This window comes from Duganella sp. GW821-FHT07F09, assembly GCF_059418705.1.
The window spans coordinates 1,071,559-1,088,404 of the sequence record NZ_JBWKQJ010000001.1 but is presented as its reverse complement, the minus strand read 5'-3'; the positions used below and the strand labels follow the sequence as shown (position 1 = coordinate 1,088,404).

At 63.5% G+C, this 16,846-nt stretch carries 17 protein-coding genes; 6 read left to right on the top strand and 11 right to left on the bottom strand.

Annotated elements, in window-relative coordinates; all coding sequences use genetic code 11:
• Positions 1 to 16 precede the first annotated feature (16 nt).
• A complete protein-coding gene (locus tag AC07P1_RS04990; RefSeq protein ID WP_494694767.1) occupies positions 17 to 1,006 on the top strand; it encodes a glycoside hydrolase family 53 protein in 990 nt (329 codons plus the stop codon).
• A gap of 18 nt (positions 1,007 to 1,024) precedes the next feature.
• Here AC07P1_RS04990 and AC07P1_RS04985 read toward each other — a convergent pair whose 3' ends face one another.
• The gene (locus AC07P1_RS04985) at positions 1,025 to 1,459 is read right to left on the bottom strand and encodes a VOC family protein (RefSeq protein ID WP_494694766.1); all 435 of its coding nucleotides are present in this window, start codon (positions 1,457 to 1,459) and stop codon (positions 1,025 to 1,027) included.
• A gap of 167 nt (positions 1,460 to 1,626) precedes the next feature.
• Here AC07P1_RS04985 and AC07P1_RS04980 point away from each other — a divergent pair, with 167 nt between their 5' ends.
• The 3 genes from AC07P1_RS04980 (at position 1,627) to AC07P1_RS04970 (ending at position 3,013) form a co-directional block, all read left to right on the top strand.
• Complete coding sequence (locus AC07P1_RS04980) at positions 1,627 to 2,052, top strand: DUF7684 family protein (RefSeq protein ID WP_494694765.1); 426 nt, start codon at positions 1,627 to 1,629, stop codon at positions 2,050 to 2,052.
• Positions 2,053 to 2,164: 112 nt separating this feature from the next.
• Complete coding sequence (locus tag AC07P1_RS04975; protein WP_494694764.1) at positions 2,165 to 2,650, top strand: hypothetical protein; 486 nt, start codon at positions 2,165 to 2,167, stop codon at positions 2,648 to 2,650.
• A gap of 12 nt (positions 2,651 to 2,662) precedes the next feature.
• Positions 2,663 to 3,013, top strand: coding sequence for a hypothetical protein (locus AC07P1_RS04970; RefSeq protein ID WP_494694763.1), 351 nt, complete (start codon positions 2,663 to 2,665; stop codon positions 3,011 to 3,013).
• Between the two features lie 9 nt (positions 3,014 to 3,022).
• On the opposite strand, the gene AC07P1_RS04965 is transcribed toward AC07P1_RS04970, so the two are convergent.
• The 6 genes from AC07P1_RS04965 to AC07P1_RS04940 form a co-directional block, all read right to left on the bottom strand.
• Positions 3,023 to 3,514, bottom strand: a complete 492-nt coding sequence (locus AC07P1_RS04965; protein WP_494694762.1) for a hypothetical protein — start codon at positions 3,512 to 3,514, stop codon at positions 3,023 to 3,025.
• Positions 3,515 to 3,583: 69 nt separating this feature from the next.
• Positions 3,584 to 4,033, bottom strand: coding sequence for a cupin domain-containing protein (locus tag AC07P1_RS04960; protein WP_494694761.1), 450 nt, complete (start codon positions 4,031 to 4,033; stop codon positions 3,584 to 3,586).
• Between the two features lie 121 nt (positions 4,034 to 4,154).
• A complete protein-coding gene (gene groL / locus AC07P1_RS04955) occupies positions 4,155 to 5,804 on the bottom strand; it encodes a chaperonin GroEL (protein WP_494694760.1) in 1,650 nt (549 codons plus the stop codon).
• Positions 5,805 to 5,853: 49 nt separating this feature from the next.
• A complete protein-coding gene (gene groES, locus AC07P1_RS04950; protein WP_008451606.1) occupies positions 5,854 to 6,144 on the bottom strand; it encodes a co-chaperone GroES in 291 nt (96 codons plus the stop codon).
• Between the two features lie 248 nt (positions 6,145 to 6,392).
• Positions 6,393 to 7,535 (bottom strand): YdcF family protein, encoded by a 1,143-nt coding sequence (locus AC07P1_RS04945; RefSeq protein WP_494694759.1) that lies wholly within the window; start codon positions 7,533 to 7,535, stop codon positions 6,393 to 6,395.
• A gap of 5 nt (positions 7,536 to 7,540) precedes the next feature.
• Positions 7,541 to 10,051 (bottom strand): TonB-dependent receptor, encoded by a 2,511-nt coding sequence (locus AC07P1_RS04940; protein WP_494694758.1) that lies wholly within the window; start codon positions 10,049 to 10,051, stop codon positions 7,541 to 7,543.
• Positions 10,052 to 10,188: 137 nt separating this feature from the next.
• Here AC07P1_RS04940 and AC07P1_RS04935 point away from each other — a divergent pair, with 137 nt between their 5' ends.
• Both AC07P1_RS04935 and AC07P1_RS04930 read left to right on the top strand, forming a co-directional pair.
• A complete protein-coding gene (locus tag AC07P1_RS04935) occupies positions 10,189 to 11,313 on the top strand; it encodes an ROK family transcriptional regulator (RefSeq protein ID WP_494694757.1) in 1,125 nt (374 codons plus the stop codon).
• A 12-nt stretch (positions 11,314 to 11,325) separates the two neighbouring features.
• Positions 11,326 to 12,660 carry an MFS transporter gene (locus AC07P1_RS04930; protein WP_494694756.1) on the top strand — a complete coding sequence of 445 codons (1,335 nt, stop codon included), beginning with the start codon at positions 11,326 to 11,328 and terminating at the stop codon, positions 12,658 to 12,660.
• A gap of 3 nt (positions 12,661 to 12,663) precedes the next feature.
• Here the strand turns inward: AC07P1_RS04930 and AC07P1_RS04925 are convergent, their stop codons facing one another.
• From AC07P1_RS04925 to araG, 4 genes are all read right to left on the bottom strand, one after another.
• Positions 12,664 to 13,275: a helix-turn-helix transcriptional regulator gene (locus AC07P1_RS04925; RefSeq protein ID WP_494694755.1), complete on the bottom strand. Its 612-nt coding sequence runs from the start codon at positions 13,273 to 13,275 to the stop codon at positions 12,664 to 12,666.
• Positions 13,276 to 13,401: 126 nt separating this feature from the next.
• Entirely contained in the window at positions 13,402 to 14,175 is a 774-nt protein-coding gene (locus AC07P1_RS04920) for an SDR family oxidoreductase (protein WP_494694754.1), read from the bottom strand.
• A 132-nt stretch (positions 14,176 to 14,307) separates the two neighbouring features.
• Positions 14,308 to 15,291, bottom strand: a complete 984-nt coding sequence (araH, locus tag AC07P1_RS04915) for an L-arabinose ABC transporter permease AraH (RefSeq protein ID WP_494694753.1) — start codon at positions 15,289 to 15,291, stop codon at positions 14,308 to 14,310.
• Complete coding sequence (araG, locus tag AC07P1_RS04910) at positions 15,288 to 16,844, bottom strand: L-arabinose ABC transporter ATP-binding protein AraG (RefSeq protein ID WP_494694752.1); 1,557 nt, start codon at positions 16,842 to 16,844, stop codon at positions 15,288 to 15,290. The genes araH and araG overlap by 4 nt, the downstream gene beginning before the upstream one ends.
• Between the last annotated feature and the right edge of the window lie 2 nt (positions 16,845 to 16,846).

The window sequence follows — 16,846 nt, the reverse complement described above, 5'->3', positions numbered from 1 at the left end:
AAACACTGGAGACAAAATGAAATTCAAGAATTTGCTCGCCGCCATCTGCGGCGTGGCGATGGGCCTTGCCGCGTCCGTCGGGTCCGCGCAAACGTTCGCCAACGGCGCCGACGTCGGCTGGGTCAGCCAGCAGGAAGCCAGCGGCTACTCGTTCTATAACAGCAGCGGCGTCAAGACCGATCCCTTCGTGCTGCTGAAGAATCTGCAGATCAACTCGATCCGCCTGCGCGTGTGGGTCAATCCCAACGGCGGCTGGAACGACGGCGCCGACGTGCTCTACAAAGCCAAGCGCGCCGCCGCGCAAGGCCAGCGCATCATGATCGACTTCCACTACAGCGACAGCTGGGCCGACCCGGGGCAGCAGACCAAGCCGGCCGCCTGGGCCAACCATACCTTGGCGCAGCTTAACAACGACGTCTACAGCCACACCCAGGGCATCCTGAACTACCTGAAGACCAACGGCATCAACGTCGAATGGGTACAGGTCGGCAACGAGATCAACAGCGGCATGCTGTGGCCGGAAGGACGCACCACCAACTTCGGCAATCTGGCCGGCCTGATCAACAGCGGCTACAACGCCACCAAGGCCGTCTACCCGAACGCCAAAGTGGTCCTGCACCTGGCCAACGGCCACGACAACGCCGTGTTCCGCTGGTTCTTTGATGGCGTGAAAAACGCCGGCGCCAAGTGGGACGTGATCGGCATGTCGCACTATCCGCCGGCCTCCGACTGGGCCAACTACAACAATCGGATCTCCACCAATATGTGGGATATGGTGTCGCGTTACACCAAGCCGGTGATGGTGACCGAGGTCGGCATGGACTGGACCCAGGCGGCGACCTCCAAGGCCATGATCGCCGACTTGCTGAACAAGACCAAGGCGCTCGGTTCGAACGGCCTGGGCGTATTCTACTGGGAGCCGCAGGGTTACCCGGGCTGGCAGGGTTACACCATGGGCGCGATCGACGCCAGCGGCAAGTTCACCATCGCGCTGGACCCGTTCTAAGCCACACCGTCCCGGGAATCACGTCGCGGCTTGCTGGGCCGCGACGCTCAACGTCCAGTTGATGCCGTAGCGGTCCTTCAGCATGCCGAACAACGGCGTCCATTGCGCCGATTGCAGTTCCGCAGTGATAGTGGCGCCGGCGGACAGCTTGTCCCAATAGGCGCGGACCTCGTCCTGCGTCTTCATCTCCACCGCGACCAGGAAGGCGTTCTCGCCCGGGTTCCAGGCCGTGTGCGACGGCGCGTCGTAGGCCATCACGCGGAAGCCGGTATCGGCCGCCACCTGGCCCCACATCAGCTGGTCCGCTTCCGCTTCGTTGGTCACCTGGTTGAAGTCCTTGTACGTGATGGCATTGACCTGTCCGCCGAACACGGATTGGTAGAAGGCGAGCGCCTCGCGCGCCTGGCCGCGGAAGTTTAAGTGGATAACGGCGCTGACAGTTGCTGGTTTCATGTTGAACTCCGGTTGAAAAAAGGAAGCTCATTCTAGCCAGCGGCACCGTCAGTTTCTGTCAGGAGTCGTCGCCTGCCGCCGCCGGGGTCAGCGGACGCGCCGATGGATTTGCGGTATCGGCGAAATCGGGTGAGAATGCGTCGCTTGAACATTACAGCGGCGCCATCATGCAGAAACCATCGATCAGATATTTACACCTCGCCCCGGAAAACGACTTGCCGGTACTGGAAGGCTTGACCGCCTTCAAAGCCATCGTCATGGTCGAGGCGGAAGTGCCCGAGATGACGCGCTGGGACGTCAGCCGCTGGCTCGTCGAGTCCGGCTGCAGGTACGCGCTCGCGTGGGGCGATCAATGCGAGGCCTGGCGGGAGTCGATCGACGACGCCAGCCTGGAGGCGGCGGACTATGAGGACGTGCCGGAAGAGCAGCAATTGATGGCGACCGCGCATGAGGACGAGGACTTAAGCGAAGTCTTCTGGTTCGCCAAACACCGCGCCTCGCATCCGGCACTGGAACTGCCCGAGACGTTGATCCTGCACATCGCCGACGAGCCGCGCCGCGAAGCGATCGAGGCGGAGTTCCGCGACGCCTGAATCTTCGGCGCCTTCATGATGGCGATCAAACGCTGAGCGCACCCGGCAAAAGTACGGCGGCGCACGGCCTTATCATCAAGCCCACGTTCCCGCTGCGACGGAGGCCGGCGTCATGAATCACAAGCGTATCTACTATTCCTGCTGTACGACGCTCGCCTACTTCATTTGTGAGCGCTATTACGGCAGGCATCATTACGTCTGGTGCACGCCATATTTTGACCCTTCGTCGCGCATGAGTGAGAACAATTGTGTACCAACGACGTCTAACCCAAGGGAGATATATTGGTCGTTGAAAAAAGAGGTGGAGGCGGGCGATTTGCATTCGGCTAAGGTATTTAGCACCCGGAAAAATATCCAGGGCGGCGCGGATGCCAAACTTGGCGCAGGTTTGATCAGCGCCGCGACGCACAGGGAGATGCTGGAGGTCGTTTTGCTGGCGCAACTCCATGAGTTCAAGCCGCTGTTGCTGGTGATTCCAGGGTTGCCGGTCTGTCGTCTGTTGCGGCCTGTTCCTGTCAGCGATAGGGCGGCTGTACTGTCAGAAGAATTTCTCATCGAAAACCTGCCCAGAAAGCTTTTCGATGCCATCGAACTGTAACGGGAGATAACGATGAATTGGCATAACTTGCTCGAATCTGTTCCACGGATGGTCGCGACGGAAGCCGTTGGCTATTGTATGAGCGCGCTGTCACAGGTCGGTGTACCTGCGATGTCGAAGAGAGACTATTTCTTTCCCATGTTTCGCAGCATGCCGACACCTGAAGCTGTTGAGCTTGCCAAGATAATACTTGGCAAGATTGAAGAAACGGAGGACAAGGGGATCGCGGATCTGGATACGAAGACTGCCGACAGATACATATGTGAGCTTGGCGTTGCGGACGATGAACTGATCGAGCGCGTGGAAGGATTAAGCCGAGATCGCGGTGACGAGCTGCTTCGACGGCTCCACAGCGAACAGTAACTTCGGCGCTTACGGCGCGTTGTGCCGTCGCAGATCCAGCCCCAGCGCAGCCCTGCGCAGGCGGCCGTTGCGGCGCACGTAGTCGAAGGCGCCGCGCGTGTCGTACATCAGCTGGTAGTGGTAATAGTTGATGTGCTCCAGCGCTGCGAATGCCAGCAAGCCGCACGACCACCACAGGTCTGCGGAGCCGCCACCGGTCAACGCGGTAAACACCACCACCCCGGAGACCGCCACGATGTTCGAATATTTAAAGACGCTGTACAGCGGCTGGAAATACGCGGGCAAGGGCTGACGCCGCACCGTCGACTGTAACTTCAGCTGCCAATACAGCATCCCCTGCAACAGGATGTAGACGACCATCGCCATGGCCGCGCCCCGCATGCCCCATGCCACCGGAGCGCCCGATGTTTCCCATACCATTGACAGGACGGTGGGCAAGGCCACGGCGGCGAATCCTTCGCCGTTGCGCAAATAGGTCATCCGGGCGCGTATCGTCTGCATGTGTTGGGCTTGCTGTTGCGGAATTGCCAACTCTATCACAGGCCGGACCGCAGCAGCCGTCGGCCGCCCTTACTTGGGCGCGCCGGCCGGCGCGGTGACCAGCACGTCGTCATCCTTGCTCCAGGCCGGCGATGTGATTGCGTAGAAGTCGAGCGGCACGCCTTTGCTGGCGCGGATCGAGCGCACGGTGCTTGGCTGGATGACGATGTACGAGCCCGGGCCTATCGTTTGCACGTGGCCGTCGGTCCAGATCTCGCCGGTTCCGCTGAGGACGAAGAACGATTCCTCGCCTTCCTTGTTATGGCTCCACGGGCTGGCCTTGCCCGGTTCCAGATGAAACAACGCGACGCTGACCTTGTCGCTGCGGGCACCGGCGGGCGCGGTCCTGCCGCTCAACTCGCGCAAGGTGACGCCTGGCGCGGCCGTGATGACGGGCAGGCTGGCTTGATCGATGACGGGCGGGGTTTGCGCCGATGCGAGGACTGGCAGGGCGGCGAACATCAGGGCAAGTGGTTTCATGGCTATCGGGGAAAAAGCGCGAGTGTAGCAGACGGCGGGCGCATAAAAAAAGCCAGCTTCCGAAGAAGCTGGCTTTTCCATGCAGCGAGGCTGGCTCGGCTTAAGCCGAGCCGGCCGGCAATTACATCATGCCGTCCATACCACCCATGCCGCCCATGCCACCCATACCGCCCATGCCGCCGCCGGCTGCCTTGTCTTCGGTGACTTCGGCGACCATGCAATCGGTGGTCAGCATCAGGCCGGCGATCGACGCTGCGTTTTGCAGTGCCGAACGGGTGACCTTGGCTGGATCCAGCACGCCCATTTCAACCATGTCGCCATAGGTGCCGTTGGCGGCGTTGTAACCGTAGTTACCCGTGCCTGCCAGAACCGCGGCAACGACGACCGAAGCTTCTTCGCCGGCGTTTTGCACGATCATGCGCAGTGGCTCTTCCATGGCGCGCAGAACGATCTTGATACCTGCGTCCTGGTCCGGGTTGTCGCCTTTGACGGTGATCGAAGCGCGGGCGCGCAGCAGGGCTACGCCGCCGCCTGGCACGATGCCTTCTTCCACTGCGGCGCGGGTAGCGTGCAGTGCATCTTCAACGCGGGCTTTCTTTTCTTTCATTTCAACTTCGGTGGCGGCACCGACTTTGATCACTGCAACGCCGCCGGCCAGTTTGGCCACGCGCTCTTGCAGTTTCTCACGGTCGTAGTCCGAGGTCGCTTCTTCGATCTGCACGCGGATTTGTTTGACGCGGCCTTCGATACCTTCGGCCTGGCCCGCACCGTCGATGACGATGGTGTTTTCCTTGCCGACTTCGATACGCTTGGCTTGGCCCAGCTCTTCCAGCGTGATTTTTTCCAGGGTCAGGCCGACTTCTTCAGCAACCACTTGACCGCCGGTCAGGATCGCGATGTCTTCCAGCATGGCCTTGCGACGGTCGCCGAAGCCCGGGGCCTTGACGGCGCAGGTTTTCAGGATGCCGCGGATGTTGTTCACAACCAGGGTCGCCAGTGCTTCGCCTTCGATGTCTTCGGCGATGATCAGCAGTGGACGGCCGGCTTTGGCGACTTGTTCCAGTACCGGCAGCAGATCGCGGATGTTCGAGATTTTCTTGTCGCACAGCAGGACGAATGGATTTTCCAGGATCGCGACTTGCTTCTCCGGGTTGTTGATGAAGTATGGCGACAGGTAGCCGCGGTCGAACTGCATACCTTCAACGATGTCCAGCTCGTCGTTCAGCGACTTGCCGTCTTCAACGGTGATGACGCCTTCCTTGCCGACTTTTTCCATCGCTTCAGCGATGCGCTCGCCGATCGATGCGTCCGAGTTGGCCGAGATCGAACCGACCTGGGCGATTTCCTTGGTGGTGGTGCAAGGACGGGCGATGATGGCGATCTGCTCGACGGTGGCGGCGACCGCCTTGTCGATGCCGCGCTTCAGGTCCATAGGGTTCATGCCGGCGGCAACGAACTTCATACCTTCGCGCACGATGGCCTGGGCCAGCACGGTGGCGGTGGTGGTGCCGTCGCCGGCGTTGTCGCTGGTGCGGGAAGCAACTTCCTTGACCATTTGCGCGCCCATGTTCTGCAGCTTGTCTTTCAGTTCGATTTCTTTAGCGACCGACACGCCGTCCTTGGTGACGGTAGGGGCGCCGAACGAACGTTCCAGCACGACGTTGCGGCCTTTCGGGCCCAGGGTGACTTTAACGGCGTTGGCCAGGATGTTGACGCCCTCGACCATTTTGGCGCGCGCTGCGTCGCCGAAGATTACTTCTTTAGCTGCCATGTTGTTTCTCCAGAATTAGGTGATGAGTGGAACCGCGTGCCAAGTAGATTTACTTGACGACGATTGCCATGATGTCTTCTTCGCGCATGACCATCAGTTCTTGACCGTCAACTTTGACGGTTTGGCCGGCGTATTTGCCGAACAGAACGCGGTCGCCTACTTTGACATCCAGCGGACGGACTTTGCCGTCTTCGAGAATCTTGCCATTGCCGACGGCGAGCACTTCGCCTTGATCCGGTTTTTCAGCGGCCGCATCAGGGATGATCAGGCCGGACGCAGTTTTGGTTTCCTGGTCGAGGCGTTTGACGATTACGCGATCGTTCAAAGGGCGAAGGTTCATACAAAACTCCTTAATTAGCATTGGTACAGTTTGTTGTTGTGCCGATCATGCCTAAATGCTCAGATTGCCACAACGGAAAGTTGTCGAGGGCGCTGTTAGCACTCTCTCGGAACGAGTGCCAATTATAGGGACGACCCAACCGTATTTCAAGGCGCATACCTTGAGAAGGCGCAAAAAAGAAGGGGAATGTTGTAAAGCTGACTACGAATCGGAACGCCGCGCCCTTGGCGCGCGGCGTTCCGAGGGGATCAGGGGTCCAGCGGGTCGGCCGGATCGATGCGCAGCGACTTGGCGGATGGCCGGAACGTCAGCTCGGTCGGCGACAGGCGCGCGCCGACGGTGCCCGGCAGGTAGCCCAGCTCCTTCAGGTTGCGCGAGGCGAACTCCTGGCTTTCGATGTAGCGGCTCTGGTTGGTGTAAGTGACGATCAGGCTGTCCTTGTCCAGCGGCGCGCCCATCGCGACCAGCCGGCGCGTCACGTTGCGCAGGTTGGTCGTGGTGTGGCGCGCATACGGCTCGATGATGATGGCCTCGGCCGGCACGCCGAAGCGTTCGATCAGCGCCTTGCGCATCTCCACCGCCTCCACGAAGCGCGTACCCTTCGGATGAACCGAGGCGCCGCTGAAGATGATGAACGGCGCCTCGCCGTCGGCGAAGCGCTTGGCCGCCAGCCGCACGTTCCACTTGCCGCGCGCGCTCAGCGCCATGCCCACGTTTTCCGGCCCGATGCCTGGAATGATGATCGCCGAATAGCGGTACAGTTTCCAGTCGATGATGCCCGAGCGGCCCAGCGCGCCGCCGTTGTGGGCCAGGTCCAGCGGCTCGAAGGCGACGGCGTCGGCGCGGTCGTTGGCGTCGAGCAGGGCGAGCGCCAGCGGCAAGCCGGGGTCCGGCGGCAGCACGGGATCGTCCTCGCCGGCCTTGGCCAGCGCCAGCGCGTCCTTGACGGCGGCGTTGAACAAGGTGCTGCCGGGCGTGTCGATCGGGCCGTCGACCAACGGATAGCGCGAGGCCAATCCTTGGCCGTACACCTGGATGATGCTGTTCAGTCCGCGCAGTTCGCGCGTCACCTGGGCCTGCGCGCCGTCGTCGGCCAGCGTGGATTTGCGCCATGCGGTGGCGGGCACCTTCGCGGCCCGGGACGCGAAGTCGTTGATTTCGGCGTCGGTCCACAGGCTCGCGCCCAGCACGCAGGCGGTGTCCTGCTGGCAGGCGTCGATGCGCGCGCGGCGCGCGGCCGGCGCCGTGACGGCGGGCCGGGCGGCGCCCAGGTCCACCAGCGCGGGGAACAATTGATTGGCCAGCAGCGCCCAGTGCTTGTCGCGCACCGGGGCGGCCTGCGCCTGCTGGATCATGAGCAGGGAAACGGCGATCAGGGTTTTCTTGAACATCGCGCTCACCATGCCTTGCTCAATATCAGACGGGCGCTGCGGCCGAATACCGGACGTCCGTAAATCGCTTCCTTGGTACCCTGTCCGGCCAGCGCATCGGTACGGGTGTTGCCTTCGGTGATGCCCTTGGCGTTGGTCAGGTTGTCGCCGACGATCTGCAACCGCCAGTCGCCCTGGCTGACCGAGAAGCCGGCGCCGATCGAGTGATAAGCCGGCATCGCGGTGGCCTCGAAGAAGTCGACGTAGCGCTTGCCCGTGTAGGCATAGCTGCCGTACAGCTCGACCAGCTTGTCGCCGACGTTGAAATTGAAGTTGGGACGGATATTGCCGAACACCTTGGGCTCGCGGATGATCTGGTTGCCGACCACCCTGGACGGATCGGCGCCGGTGGCGCTGACGAAGTTGCGGTATTGCGGGTCCTGGACGGTCAGCGAGCCATTGATGGAGAAGCGCTCCGTCAGGTGCCAGGCGCCGTCGAACTCGGCGCCGCGCACCACCGCCTTGCCGAAGAACGGCACGGTCTGGTCGTTGCGCCCCGTGACCGGGTTGAAGGCCGTGAACGAGGCGTTGAGCGGATCGAATTGCGTGTAGAAGCCGGTCACGTACAGGTAGGAGCGGCCCGCGGCCATCTTGAAGCCCACTTCATACTGGTCCGCCTTGGTGGTCAGCACCAGCGGATCGACCGAGGAGGCCACCTGCATCGATGGCGGCACCTCCAGGTGCGACACCCGCGCGTAGCCGCCGAAGCGCTGCGAGAAGTCGTAGTTGGCGCCGAGCGTCCAGTTGACGGTGTTGAAGTTGTACTTGTGCTCCTGCCGTGCGCCGGTGAAAGCGCGCGTGGTGTCGTCGGCCAGGGTGGCCGCGTCGCCCAGGTTGAGCTGCTTGGTCAGCAAGGCGTAGCCGTCGTAGTGATAGCGTTCCTTGCGCACGCCGCCGTCGAGGCGCAGGCCGTCGAACACTTCCCACGTGTCGTTCAGATAGAGCGCGCCCATTTTGGCGTCGACATCGCCCTGGTTCAGGGTGGTGGTGTAGCGCAGCACGCCGTTGTCGGTGACCGAGCCGAGCACCGCGCCGGAGGCCGAATAGGCAAGCAGGTCGAGCGTGCGCGGTTTGCCTTGCACCTCGATCAGCATGTCGTTGTAGACGGTCTTGCTGGTCTGGCCGTAGCCGCTGCCGTACACGCCGAGCTTGACGTCGTGGTTGCCCAGGCCGGTCTGGAAGTTGCGGGTGATATTGACGTCGGCCTGGTTGGAATAGAAATCGGACCCGGCGCCGCGATACTGCGCCTGCATCACCAGGCCGGAGGCATCCGCCGGGTTGTACACCTGCGCGCCATTGGTGCCGGCGATGGCGTAGCCCAAACGGTTGACCGGCCCGAACGCGGCCTTGGCGGCGTTCATGAAGCCATTGGCGAACTGGGTGGCGTCGGCCGGGTTCGAGGTCGAGTAAAACGCGTCGAAGTCCAGGCTGCCCTTGGTCATGCCGCCCTTGGCCGACAGTTGCCATTTGCCGAGTTCACCCTCGTAGCGCACACCGATATTGCCGTATTCGAGATGGCGGCCGTTGGCCAGGTCGCGCGTGTCGGTTTGCAGCTTGCCGGCGCCGTCCTGGTACTTCTGCGGCACGGCGCGCAGCGATGGCGAATTCATCGTGCCGTCGAAGTAGTCGATGTACTTGTCGAGCGACACCGCCGGATTGCGCGGATCGGAGATCGGGATCGGCAGGTAGAAGGTGTTGTGGTCGTTCAGGTAGTTGGCGCTGACGGTCAGCGTGCCGGATTCCAGCACGCGCTTGATGTTGCCGCGAATTTGTCCGCCACGGTCGTTCGGGAAGCCGTTGTCGCGATGGCCGTCGTCGCGGCGCACGAAGCCGCCGACCGCGTAGAAAGTCTTGTCGTCGATCTTGCCCGCCTGGTAGGCGTCGATGCGTCCGAGGCCGGTGGTGCCCAGGGTCAGTTGCGCCTTGCCCTTGGTGGTCTCGGTGCCGGTGACGGTGCTGCTGTTGACGATGGCCGCCGCCTGGCTGGCGTAGATCGACGCCGGCCCGCCGCGCACCACCTCCAGCGTTTTCGTCATCAGGTCGTAGCGGTTCAAACTGTCGCCACGGAAGAAGAAGCCGTTCATTTCCGTGAACAGCGGCAAGCCGTCCTGCTGGAACAGCGCCAGGCCGTCATCGGTCGGAATGCCGCGCACGCGGGTGATGTTCTGCACCTCGCCGCCGGTCGCCTCGACCTGGATGCCCGGCAGCTTGCCCAGCAGGTCGGCCATGTTTTGCGGCGCCAGTTTTTGCACGTCGTTCTGCGACAGCGAACTGACCGCGTACGACACGTCGAAGCGGCGCTGCGGACGCGCCGAACCGGTGACGACCACGCTGGCGATGTCCGCTTCCTGGCCGGCTGGCGCCGCCGGTGCGGACGTCGATTCCGCAGGCGCGGTCTGGGCCATTGCGGGACCGGCGACAGCGCACAAGGCGCCGATCGCCCAGTGGCGGGCAAGCGTGTTTTTTCTCTTCAACATAGATTTCTCCGGACGGATGAGTGGGCGTGATCGAGCCGGAGTATAGCCACGGTATTGTGGTATAAATATTTATTACTTGTAAAATAAATAGAATATGACAAGCGTGTTACAGGAATTATCTTTATATAAATAACTGTATGAAAATTGCGCGGTTAAAACTGTCTTCAGAAGAAAAACGTTTGTTATGGGAGCTGCGGACGAAGGGGCCGTTGCCGCGCACCGAGCTGTCGACGGCGCTGCAGGTCAGTAATTCGGCGTTGACCAAGTTGTCGCGTAATTTAATTAGCATGGGCCTGATCGAAGAGCAGGCCTCGTCGGACGCGAGCGGCCGTGGCCGTCCGACCGTTCCGTTGGCGATTTCGGCCGCGGGCGGTTTCGCGGTGGGCGCGACGGTGCACAAGGGGGTACTGGAAATCGCCCTGGTCGACTACGCGGGCGGTGTCATCTCGCTGACCAGCGAGGAGGTCGGCGCGCCGGACCCGCTCGCCTTCGCGCAACTGCTGGAGCAGCGCATCACCGGGCTGGCGGTCAAGCACCGGCTGCTGGGCGGGCGCTTTCTCGGCGTCGGCATCGGCCTGCCGGGCCCGCCCCGGGGACGCGCCGGCGACGAATGGAACGTCGTCAACGACTTGCCGGGTTGGCGCGGCGTGCCGCTACGGCGCATCCTGGATGATGCCCTCGGCTTGCCGACCATGCTGGAAAACGACGCCAACGCCTCGGCGCTGGCCGAATACTATCTGAACGATACGATACGCCGCTCCTCGACGGTGGTGGTGTTTCTGCTGGGGTATGGGATCGGCGCGGGCGTCATCGAGGATGGCCGCCTGCTCAAAGGCGAGTTTGGCGGCGCGGCCGAGATCGGCGGCTTGTATCCGATGGACCAGCCGCGCCCCACCACCATGGACCTGCTGTCGGTGCTGCGCGAGGCGGGCTGCACGATCCAGTCCATTGCCCATTTCGACGAGGCCTGCATCGGCCACGAGGCGTTGATCGAACGCTGGCTGGACCGGGCGGCGGGCCAGCTGGAATCGGTGGTCGGCAGCGCGATCGCGTGGTTCGACCCGGGCGAGATCGTTTTTTCCAGTCCGCTGCCGGCATCCGTCATGGCACGCCTTGCCGCCAGGCTGAACCACGGCCAACTTCGCTGGCCCTGCCACCGGCAGCCCACCGAAATCCGCGTGTCGCGCCTGGGCGGCAGCTCGATCGCCCTCGGCGCGGCGCTGCTGCCGATCCACGCGTCGACCGCTGTTTCTTTCTGGTAGGACGGGGCGCTCATGGAAAGTTTTCGCCAGAAGCTGATGACGGACCGGCATCTGATAGGGTATTCGAGCGGAAACTTCGGCAAGAACCTGTTGCTCGGCAGCGTGGACGTGACGTTGCTGTTCCTGCTGACGGACCTGCTGGGCATCGCCCCGCAACGTGTCGCCTTGTTGATGCTGATGGTCTTCGCCACCGATCTGGTGCTTGACCTGGGCGCCGGCTTGCTGGCGGCCTGGGCGCAAAACCGGGGAATCGCATACCGGCGATTGATCGCCCTGGGCGCGCTGCCATGCGGCGCCGCGTTCGCGCTCATTTACAGCCTGCCCGCGTTGGCGCCGCCGAACATCACGGTGATCGCGCTGGTCATCATTTGCTTTCGCGCGGCATACGCGATCATCGATGTCCCGCATAACAGCCTGCTCGCGCGGGTGGCGACCGACAGCCGCGCGCGCGGCCGCGCCTCGGGTTATCGCACCGTGTTCAGCTCGGCGGCGAGCGTGGTCATCGCCACGGTGCTGGTGCCGTTCATGGGCGCGGCCGGCCGGCCCGCCACCGCCGGCCAGTTGTCCGTGTTGGGCATATTGGGCGGGCTGGTGTTTTGTGTCGTCATCTTGTTCGCGGCCTGGTCGGCGAGGGAAGAGGGCGCCGTTGGCGAACGGCGGCTGCGGCCATCGGCCAGGATCGCCTTCCTGCCCAAGCTGGATCGCTTGTTCGGGGCCATCGCCGTCATCGCGTTGATGACCGGATTCGCGATTCCGGTGTTCGGCAAAATGATGCTGCATATGGCGACGTATGTGCTGAAGCAGCCCGGCCTCGCCGGCCCGATCCTGTTGACCATCACCCTGGGCCAATTGGCCGGCGCCGCGCTGTGGATTTTCCTCGTCCGGTCGCGCGACAAAACCTCGCTGCTTGCCATCAGCCACGGCGTCGCCATCTGCGGCGTTTTGTGTTTTGCCATGGCCGGCACGACGCCATGGCTGCTGACGGCATCGGCGCTGTTGATCGGCGTCGGCTTCGGCGGCGTGTTCATGCTGCCGTGGGGGATACTGGCGGACATCACCGATTTCGCGCAGTTCCGCCATGGCGAGCGGCGCGAAACCGCCACCTTCGCCACCATCCTGGTCATACTCAAAGCCGGCGGCGCGGCGTCGCTGGCCACGGTGGGCTGGACCTTGGAGCGGTTGGGCTATGTGCCCGGCGTGGCGCAGTCCGAGTCCGTGATCGAAGGCATGAAGCTGCTTGCCTACGGCATTCCGATCCTGGGTTCGCTGGTGGCCATCCTGACGTTGCGGCAGCTCGCGATCGGGCACCAGGCGCATGCCCGCGTGGTGCGGGCGAACCAGCGGTGAGCCCTAACGGCCGCGCGAAAAATACCAGTCGAAGGCGTGGCGGATGGCGCACGCGAACAGCATCATTTGCAGGTAGGCGGTGGCCGTGGCCCTTGGCGAGGTGCTAAAGCAAGAAAATAACAGCACCAGCGCGCAGGTGATGAAGCCGAATTGCACCGTCCGACGCGCCGGGGTGGAAAGCTGCGTTCGTCCCGAGAAGTACCAGCCGAAGCCGGAATATAAGCCGCCGGCGATGGCGGTCATGGGCGCCAGAGTGGAGAGGGTCCAAGGCATCGGTTCCAACGAAAAATACGAGGCCCCCGCCGACAGTATTGCCGCCAGCAGGGCGATCATGCCGACCACCCGATACTGCTTGGGCGTTGCGTCGATAGGCGAAAGCGCCGGCGATGGAGGTGCGGGCGTGGCGCCCTCCGGTTCGGCCAGATCGCGGAGATCGATGTCGAAGGCGGCGGCGAGGGCCATCCTGGTTTCCCGCGAGGCGCTGCCGTCGGCCTCGACCCGCTGGACTGTACGCAGGCTGACGTCGGCGATCTCCGCCAGTTGCTCTTGCGACCATGCGCGTTCGGCGCGCAGGTGTTTGATGGTTTTCGCGCTTAACTTCATATCATCGTCCATTGTGGGCTCCAGTTGTCAATAATGAAACTGGAGGATGGGCGAATTATGCCCGAAATGCTACGACAGTTTGCCGCCAAACAGGCGACACCGGGCCGCCAGTGGCATGACGACGCGGGTATCGGTTGTTTACTCGTGGTATAGCTGCGAACGTCCGCCGTCGATCAGGATGTCGGTGGCGTTGATGAACGGCGCTTCGTCGCTGGCGAGGAAGAGCGCGGTGGCGGCGACTTCCTCGGGTGTGCCCAGGCGCCTGCAGGGCAGCAGCGCGGCCTGGCGGGTGCGTTCGGCTTCCGGGTCCGGGAAGCCGGCGAAGTGGCGTTCGACCATGTCGGTGACGATCAGCCCGGGCGAGATCGAGTTGACGCGGATGCCGCGCGCCGCGTACTCCAGGCCCAACGCGCGCGTCAGGCCGATCAGCGCGTGCTTGGCGACCGGGTAGGGGAAGCAGCCGGGGATGATCTTGTGGCCGTGGACCGAGGCGATGTTGACGATGCTGCCGCCGCCTTGCACCAGCATGGCCGGCAGTACGGCGCGCGCGGCGTTCCAGGCGCCTTCCAGATCGACGGCGAAGCAGCGCTTCCAGTCTTCGTCGGTCAGGGCCAGCGGATCGTCGAAGACGTTCATGCCGGCGTTGTTGATCAGGATGTCGACCTTGCCGAAGCGCTCCACGGTGCGCGCGACCAGCGTTTCCATCGCGGCGCGGTCGGAGACGTCGGCTTCGATGAAGATGGCGCGGTCAGGGCCGAGTTCCTCGGCGATGGCGCGGGCGTCGTCGTCGGCGCGGTGGCTGTTGAGGGTGACCATCGCACCTTCGGCCACAAAGCGGCGGGCGATGGCCGCGCCGATGCCTTGCGTCGAACCGGTGACGATGGCGATTTTGTTCGATAAACGGTTGGCCATGTTGGGCTCCGGTTGCATGCGTCAATCTAAAACACGTAGGGCGGATTAGCGTAGCGTAATCCGCCATGCATGCGCCGCCGGCGGCGCCAAGATGGCCGATTACGGCGTTCCGCCTAATCCGCCCTACGTGGTTTAATGCCGGTCGCCGCGCGTTTTCAGCTGGTCCAGCAGCACCGCCACCAGCAGGATCACGCCGCGCATCAGATACTGGTAGAACGCGTCGACATCCATCAGGTTCATGACGTTTTCGACCGTGCCCATGATCAGCACCCCAATCAGCACGCCGAAGATGCGCGCCTTGCCACCCTGCAGCGAGACGCCGCCCAGCACGCACGCCGAGATCACGTCCAGCTCGAACCCTTGCGCGGCATTGGGCTGGCCGCTGGTGATGCGCGATGCCAGGATCAGGCCCGCCATCGCGGTGACCAGCCCTTGCAGCAGGAAGATCCACACGCGCAGCCGTTCGACGCGCACGCCGGCCAGGCGCGCCGCTTCCGGGTTGCCGCCGATGGCCAGGGTGTTGCGGCCGAAGACCGTCTGATTCAGCAAAATGCCGAACACCACGAAGCAGCAGGCGCAGATCAGCACCGGCAGCGGCATTCCGAAGATGCGGGTGTCGCCGAAGTCGATGAAGGCGTCGTTGTTGATGCCCACCGCCTGGCCCTGCGAGACGATGAAGGCCAGGCCGCGCACCATCAGCATCGTCGCCAGGGTGGCGATCAAGGCGTTCACGCGCAGGTAGGCGATCAACACGCCATTGAGGGCGCCGATCAGGGCGCCTGCCGCGAGGCCCGCGCCGACGGCCAGCGCCACGCTGCCGCTATGTTCCAGCACGATCGCGCCCAGCACGCCGGCGAAGGCGATGGTCGAGCCGACCGACAAGTCGAAGTCGCGCGAGGCGAGGCACAGCATCATGGTGCAGGCGACCATGCCGATCTGCGCCACCGACAGCATCAGGCCGACGACGTTGGTCACCGAGAAGAAGTTCTCGACGGTGACGGCCAGCACCGCGAACAGCACGACATACGCCAGCGGCATGCTGTATTCGATCAGCCATTGACGCGAGATCAGGGGCGACGCCGGCTTGGCGGCGGGATTGATGGATGAGACGTTCATGCGATGCTCCGGGTGTGAAGTGCGGGAGTTTCAATATGGGCGGGGGCAGGGGCGGGGACGGTGGAATCGGGCAGCGCCAGGCGCAGCACCTCGGTTTCGCTGGCGTCGGCGCGCGATAGTTCGCCGCAGATGGCGCCTTCGCGCATGACGATCACGCGGTCCGAGATGCCCAGCACCTCCGGCAGTTCGCTCGAGACGACGATCACGCAGCAACCGCGTTCGGCCACTTCGTGGATGATGCGGTAGATGTCGTTCTTGGCGCCGACGTCGATGCCGCGCGTCGGTTCGTCCAGGATCAGCACCTTCAGCCCGGGTTCGGCCAGCCAGCGCGCCAGGATCACCTTTTGCTGGTTGCCGCCGGAGAGCAGGCGGATCTCCTGCTGGCGGTTGGGCGTCTTGATGCGCAGGCGGGCGATGAATTCGTCGGCCAGCGCCGCCTCCTTCTTATGGCGCAGGAACAGGCCGGCGCGCAGGTCGATGCGGCGCACGCTGATGTTGATGTTCTCCGCCACCGAGGCCGTGGCCAGGATGCCTTGCTCCTTGCGGTCCTCTGGACACAGCACGATGCCGGCGGCGATGGCGTCGGTCGGCGCGCCGGTCGCCACGGTCGCGCCATCGAGCAGCACCTGGCCGGCGCTGCGCGGATCGGCGTTGTACAGCAACCGCATCAACTCGCTGCGGCCTGCGCCCACCAGGCCGAAAAAGCCCAGCACCTCGCCGCCGCGCACGGAAAAGCTTTGCGGGCCTTTCATGTGGTGGCCGTCGAGGCCTTGTATCTTCAGGCGTTCCTCGCCGAGCGCGCGGGGACGGTAGTCGTAGATGTCGCTCAGTTCACGGCCGACCATGTCGCTGATCAGGCGGTCGCGCGGCACCTCGGCCATGACGTTGTGCGTGACGATCTTGCGGCCGTCGCGGAAGATGGTGCAGGCGTCGCACAGCGCGTACAGTTCCTCCAGCCGGTGCGAGATGTAGATCAGGGTACGGCCGTCGGCGCGCAGTTCGCGCACGAGGCGGAACAGGATTTCGGTCTCGCGGTGCGACAGGCTGCTGGTCGGCTCGTCGAAGGCGATGACCTGCGCGTCCTGCATGATGGCCTTGCAGATCTCCACCATCTGGCGCTGCGCGATCGACAGGTCGGCCAGCTTGGCGTCCGGCGCCAGGTCGACGCCGATGGCGGCCAGCTTCTCCGACACCATGCGGTAGGCCTTGGGCTTGTCCAGCAGGCCAAAACGGGTGGGCATGCGGCCCAGCAGCACGTTCTCGGCCACCGTCAGCTCGGGCACGTATTGCAGTTCCTGGTGGATCACGGCGATGCCGGCGCCGATGGCGTCCTTGGCGCTGGCGAAGCGGCACTCGCCGCCGTTGACCAGCAGGCGGCCGCCGTCGGGTTTATATTGGCCGCCCAGTATTTTGAGTAGTGTCGACTTGCCCGCGCCGTTCTCGCCCAGCAGGCCGTGCACCTGGCCGGCGTGCGCTTCGAAGCTCACGCCGTTCAGGGCTTTCACGCCTGGGAAGAATTTGCAGACCTCGTCGAATTGGAGGTAAACCGCCATGG

What these genes read in the sequence shown, in the direction of transcription:
- AC07P1_RS04925 (WP_494694755.1), bottom strand. Translation starts at nt 13,275, where the DNA reads ATGGACGATGATATGAAGTTAAGCGCGAAAACCATCAAACACCTGCGC.
- AC07P1_RS04960 (WP_494694761.1), bottom strand. Translation starts at nt 4,033, where the DNA reads ATGAAACCACTTGCCCTGATGTTCGCCGCCCTGCCAGTCCTCGCATCG.
- groES (WP_008451606.1), bottom strand. Translation starts at nt 6,144, where the DNA reads ATGAACCTTCGCCCTTTGAACGATCGCGTAATCGTCAAACGCCTCGAC.
- AC07P1_RS04945 (WP_494694759.1), bottom strand. Translation starts at nt 7,535, where the DNA reads ATGTTCAAGAAAACCCTGATCGCCGTTTCCCTGCTCATGATCCAGCAG.
- araH (WP_494694753.1), bottom strand. Translation starts at nt 15,291, where the DNA reads ATGAACGTCTCATCCATCAATCCCGCCGCCAAGCCGGCGTCGCCCCTG.
- araG (WP_494694752.1), bottom strand. Translation starts at nt 16,844, where the DNA reads ATGGCGGTTTACCTCCAATTCGACGAGGTCTGCAAATTCTTCCCAGGC.
- AC07P1_RS04970 (WP_494694763.1), top strand. Translation starts at nt 2,663, where the DNA reads ATGAATTGGCATAACTTGCTCGAATCTGTTCCACGGATGGTCGCGACG.
- AC07P1_RS04985 (WP_494694766.1), bottom strand. Translation starts at nt 1,459, where the DNA reads ATGAAACCAGCAACTGTCAGCGCCGTTATCCACTTAAACTTCCGCGGC.
- AC07P1_RS04920 (WP_494694754.1), bottom strand. Translation starts at nt 14,175, where the DNA reads ATGGCCAACCGTTTATCGAACAAAATCGCCATCGTCACCGGTTCGACG.
- groL (WP_494694760.1), bottom strand. Translation starts at nt 5,804, where the DNA reads ATGGCAGCTAAAGAAGTAATCTTCGGCGACGCAGCGCGCGCCAAAATG.
- AC07P1_RS04965 (WP_494694762.1), bottom strand. Translation starts at nt 3,514, where the DNA reads ATGCAGACGATACGCGCCCGGATGACCTATTTGCGCAACGGCGAAGGA.
- AC07P1_RS04930 (WP_494694756.1), top strand. Translation starts at nt 11,326, where the DNA reads ATGGAAAGTTTTCGCCAGAAGCTGATGACGGACCGGCATCTGATAGGG.
- AC07P1_RS04990 (WP_494694767.1), top strand. Translation starts at nt 17, where the DNA reads ATGAAATTCAAGAATTTGCTCGCCGCCATCTGCGGCGTGGCGATGGGC.
- AC07P1_RS04980 (WP_494694765.1), top strand. Translation starts at nt 1,627, where the DNA reads ATGCAGAAACCATCGATCAGATATTTACACCTCGCCCCGGAAAACGAC.
- AC07P1_RS04935 (WP_494694757.1), top strand. Translation starts at nt 10,189, where the DNA reads ATGAAAATTGCGCGGTTAAAACTGTCTTCAGAAGAAAAACGTTTGTTA.
- AC07P1_RS04940 (WP_494694758.1), bottom strand. Translation starts at nt 10,051, where the DNA reads ATGTTGAAGAGAAAAAACACGCTTGCCCGCCACTGGGCGATCGGCGCC.
- AC07P1_RS04975 (WP_494694764.1), top strand. Translation starts at nt 2,165, where the DNA reads ATGAATCACAAGCGTATCTACTATTCCTGCTGTACGACGCTCGCCTAC.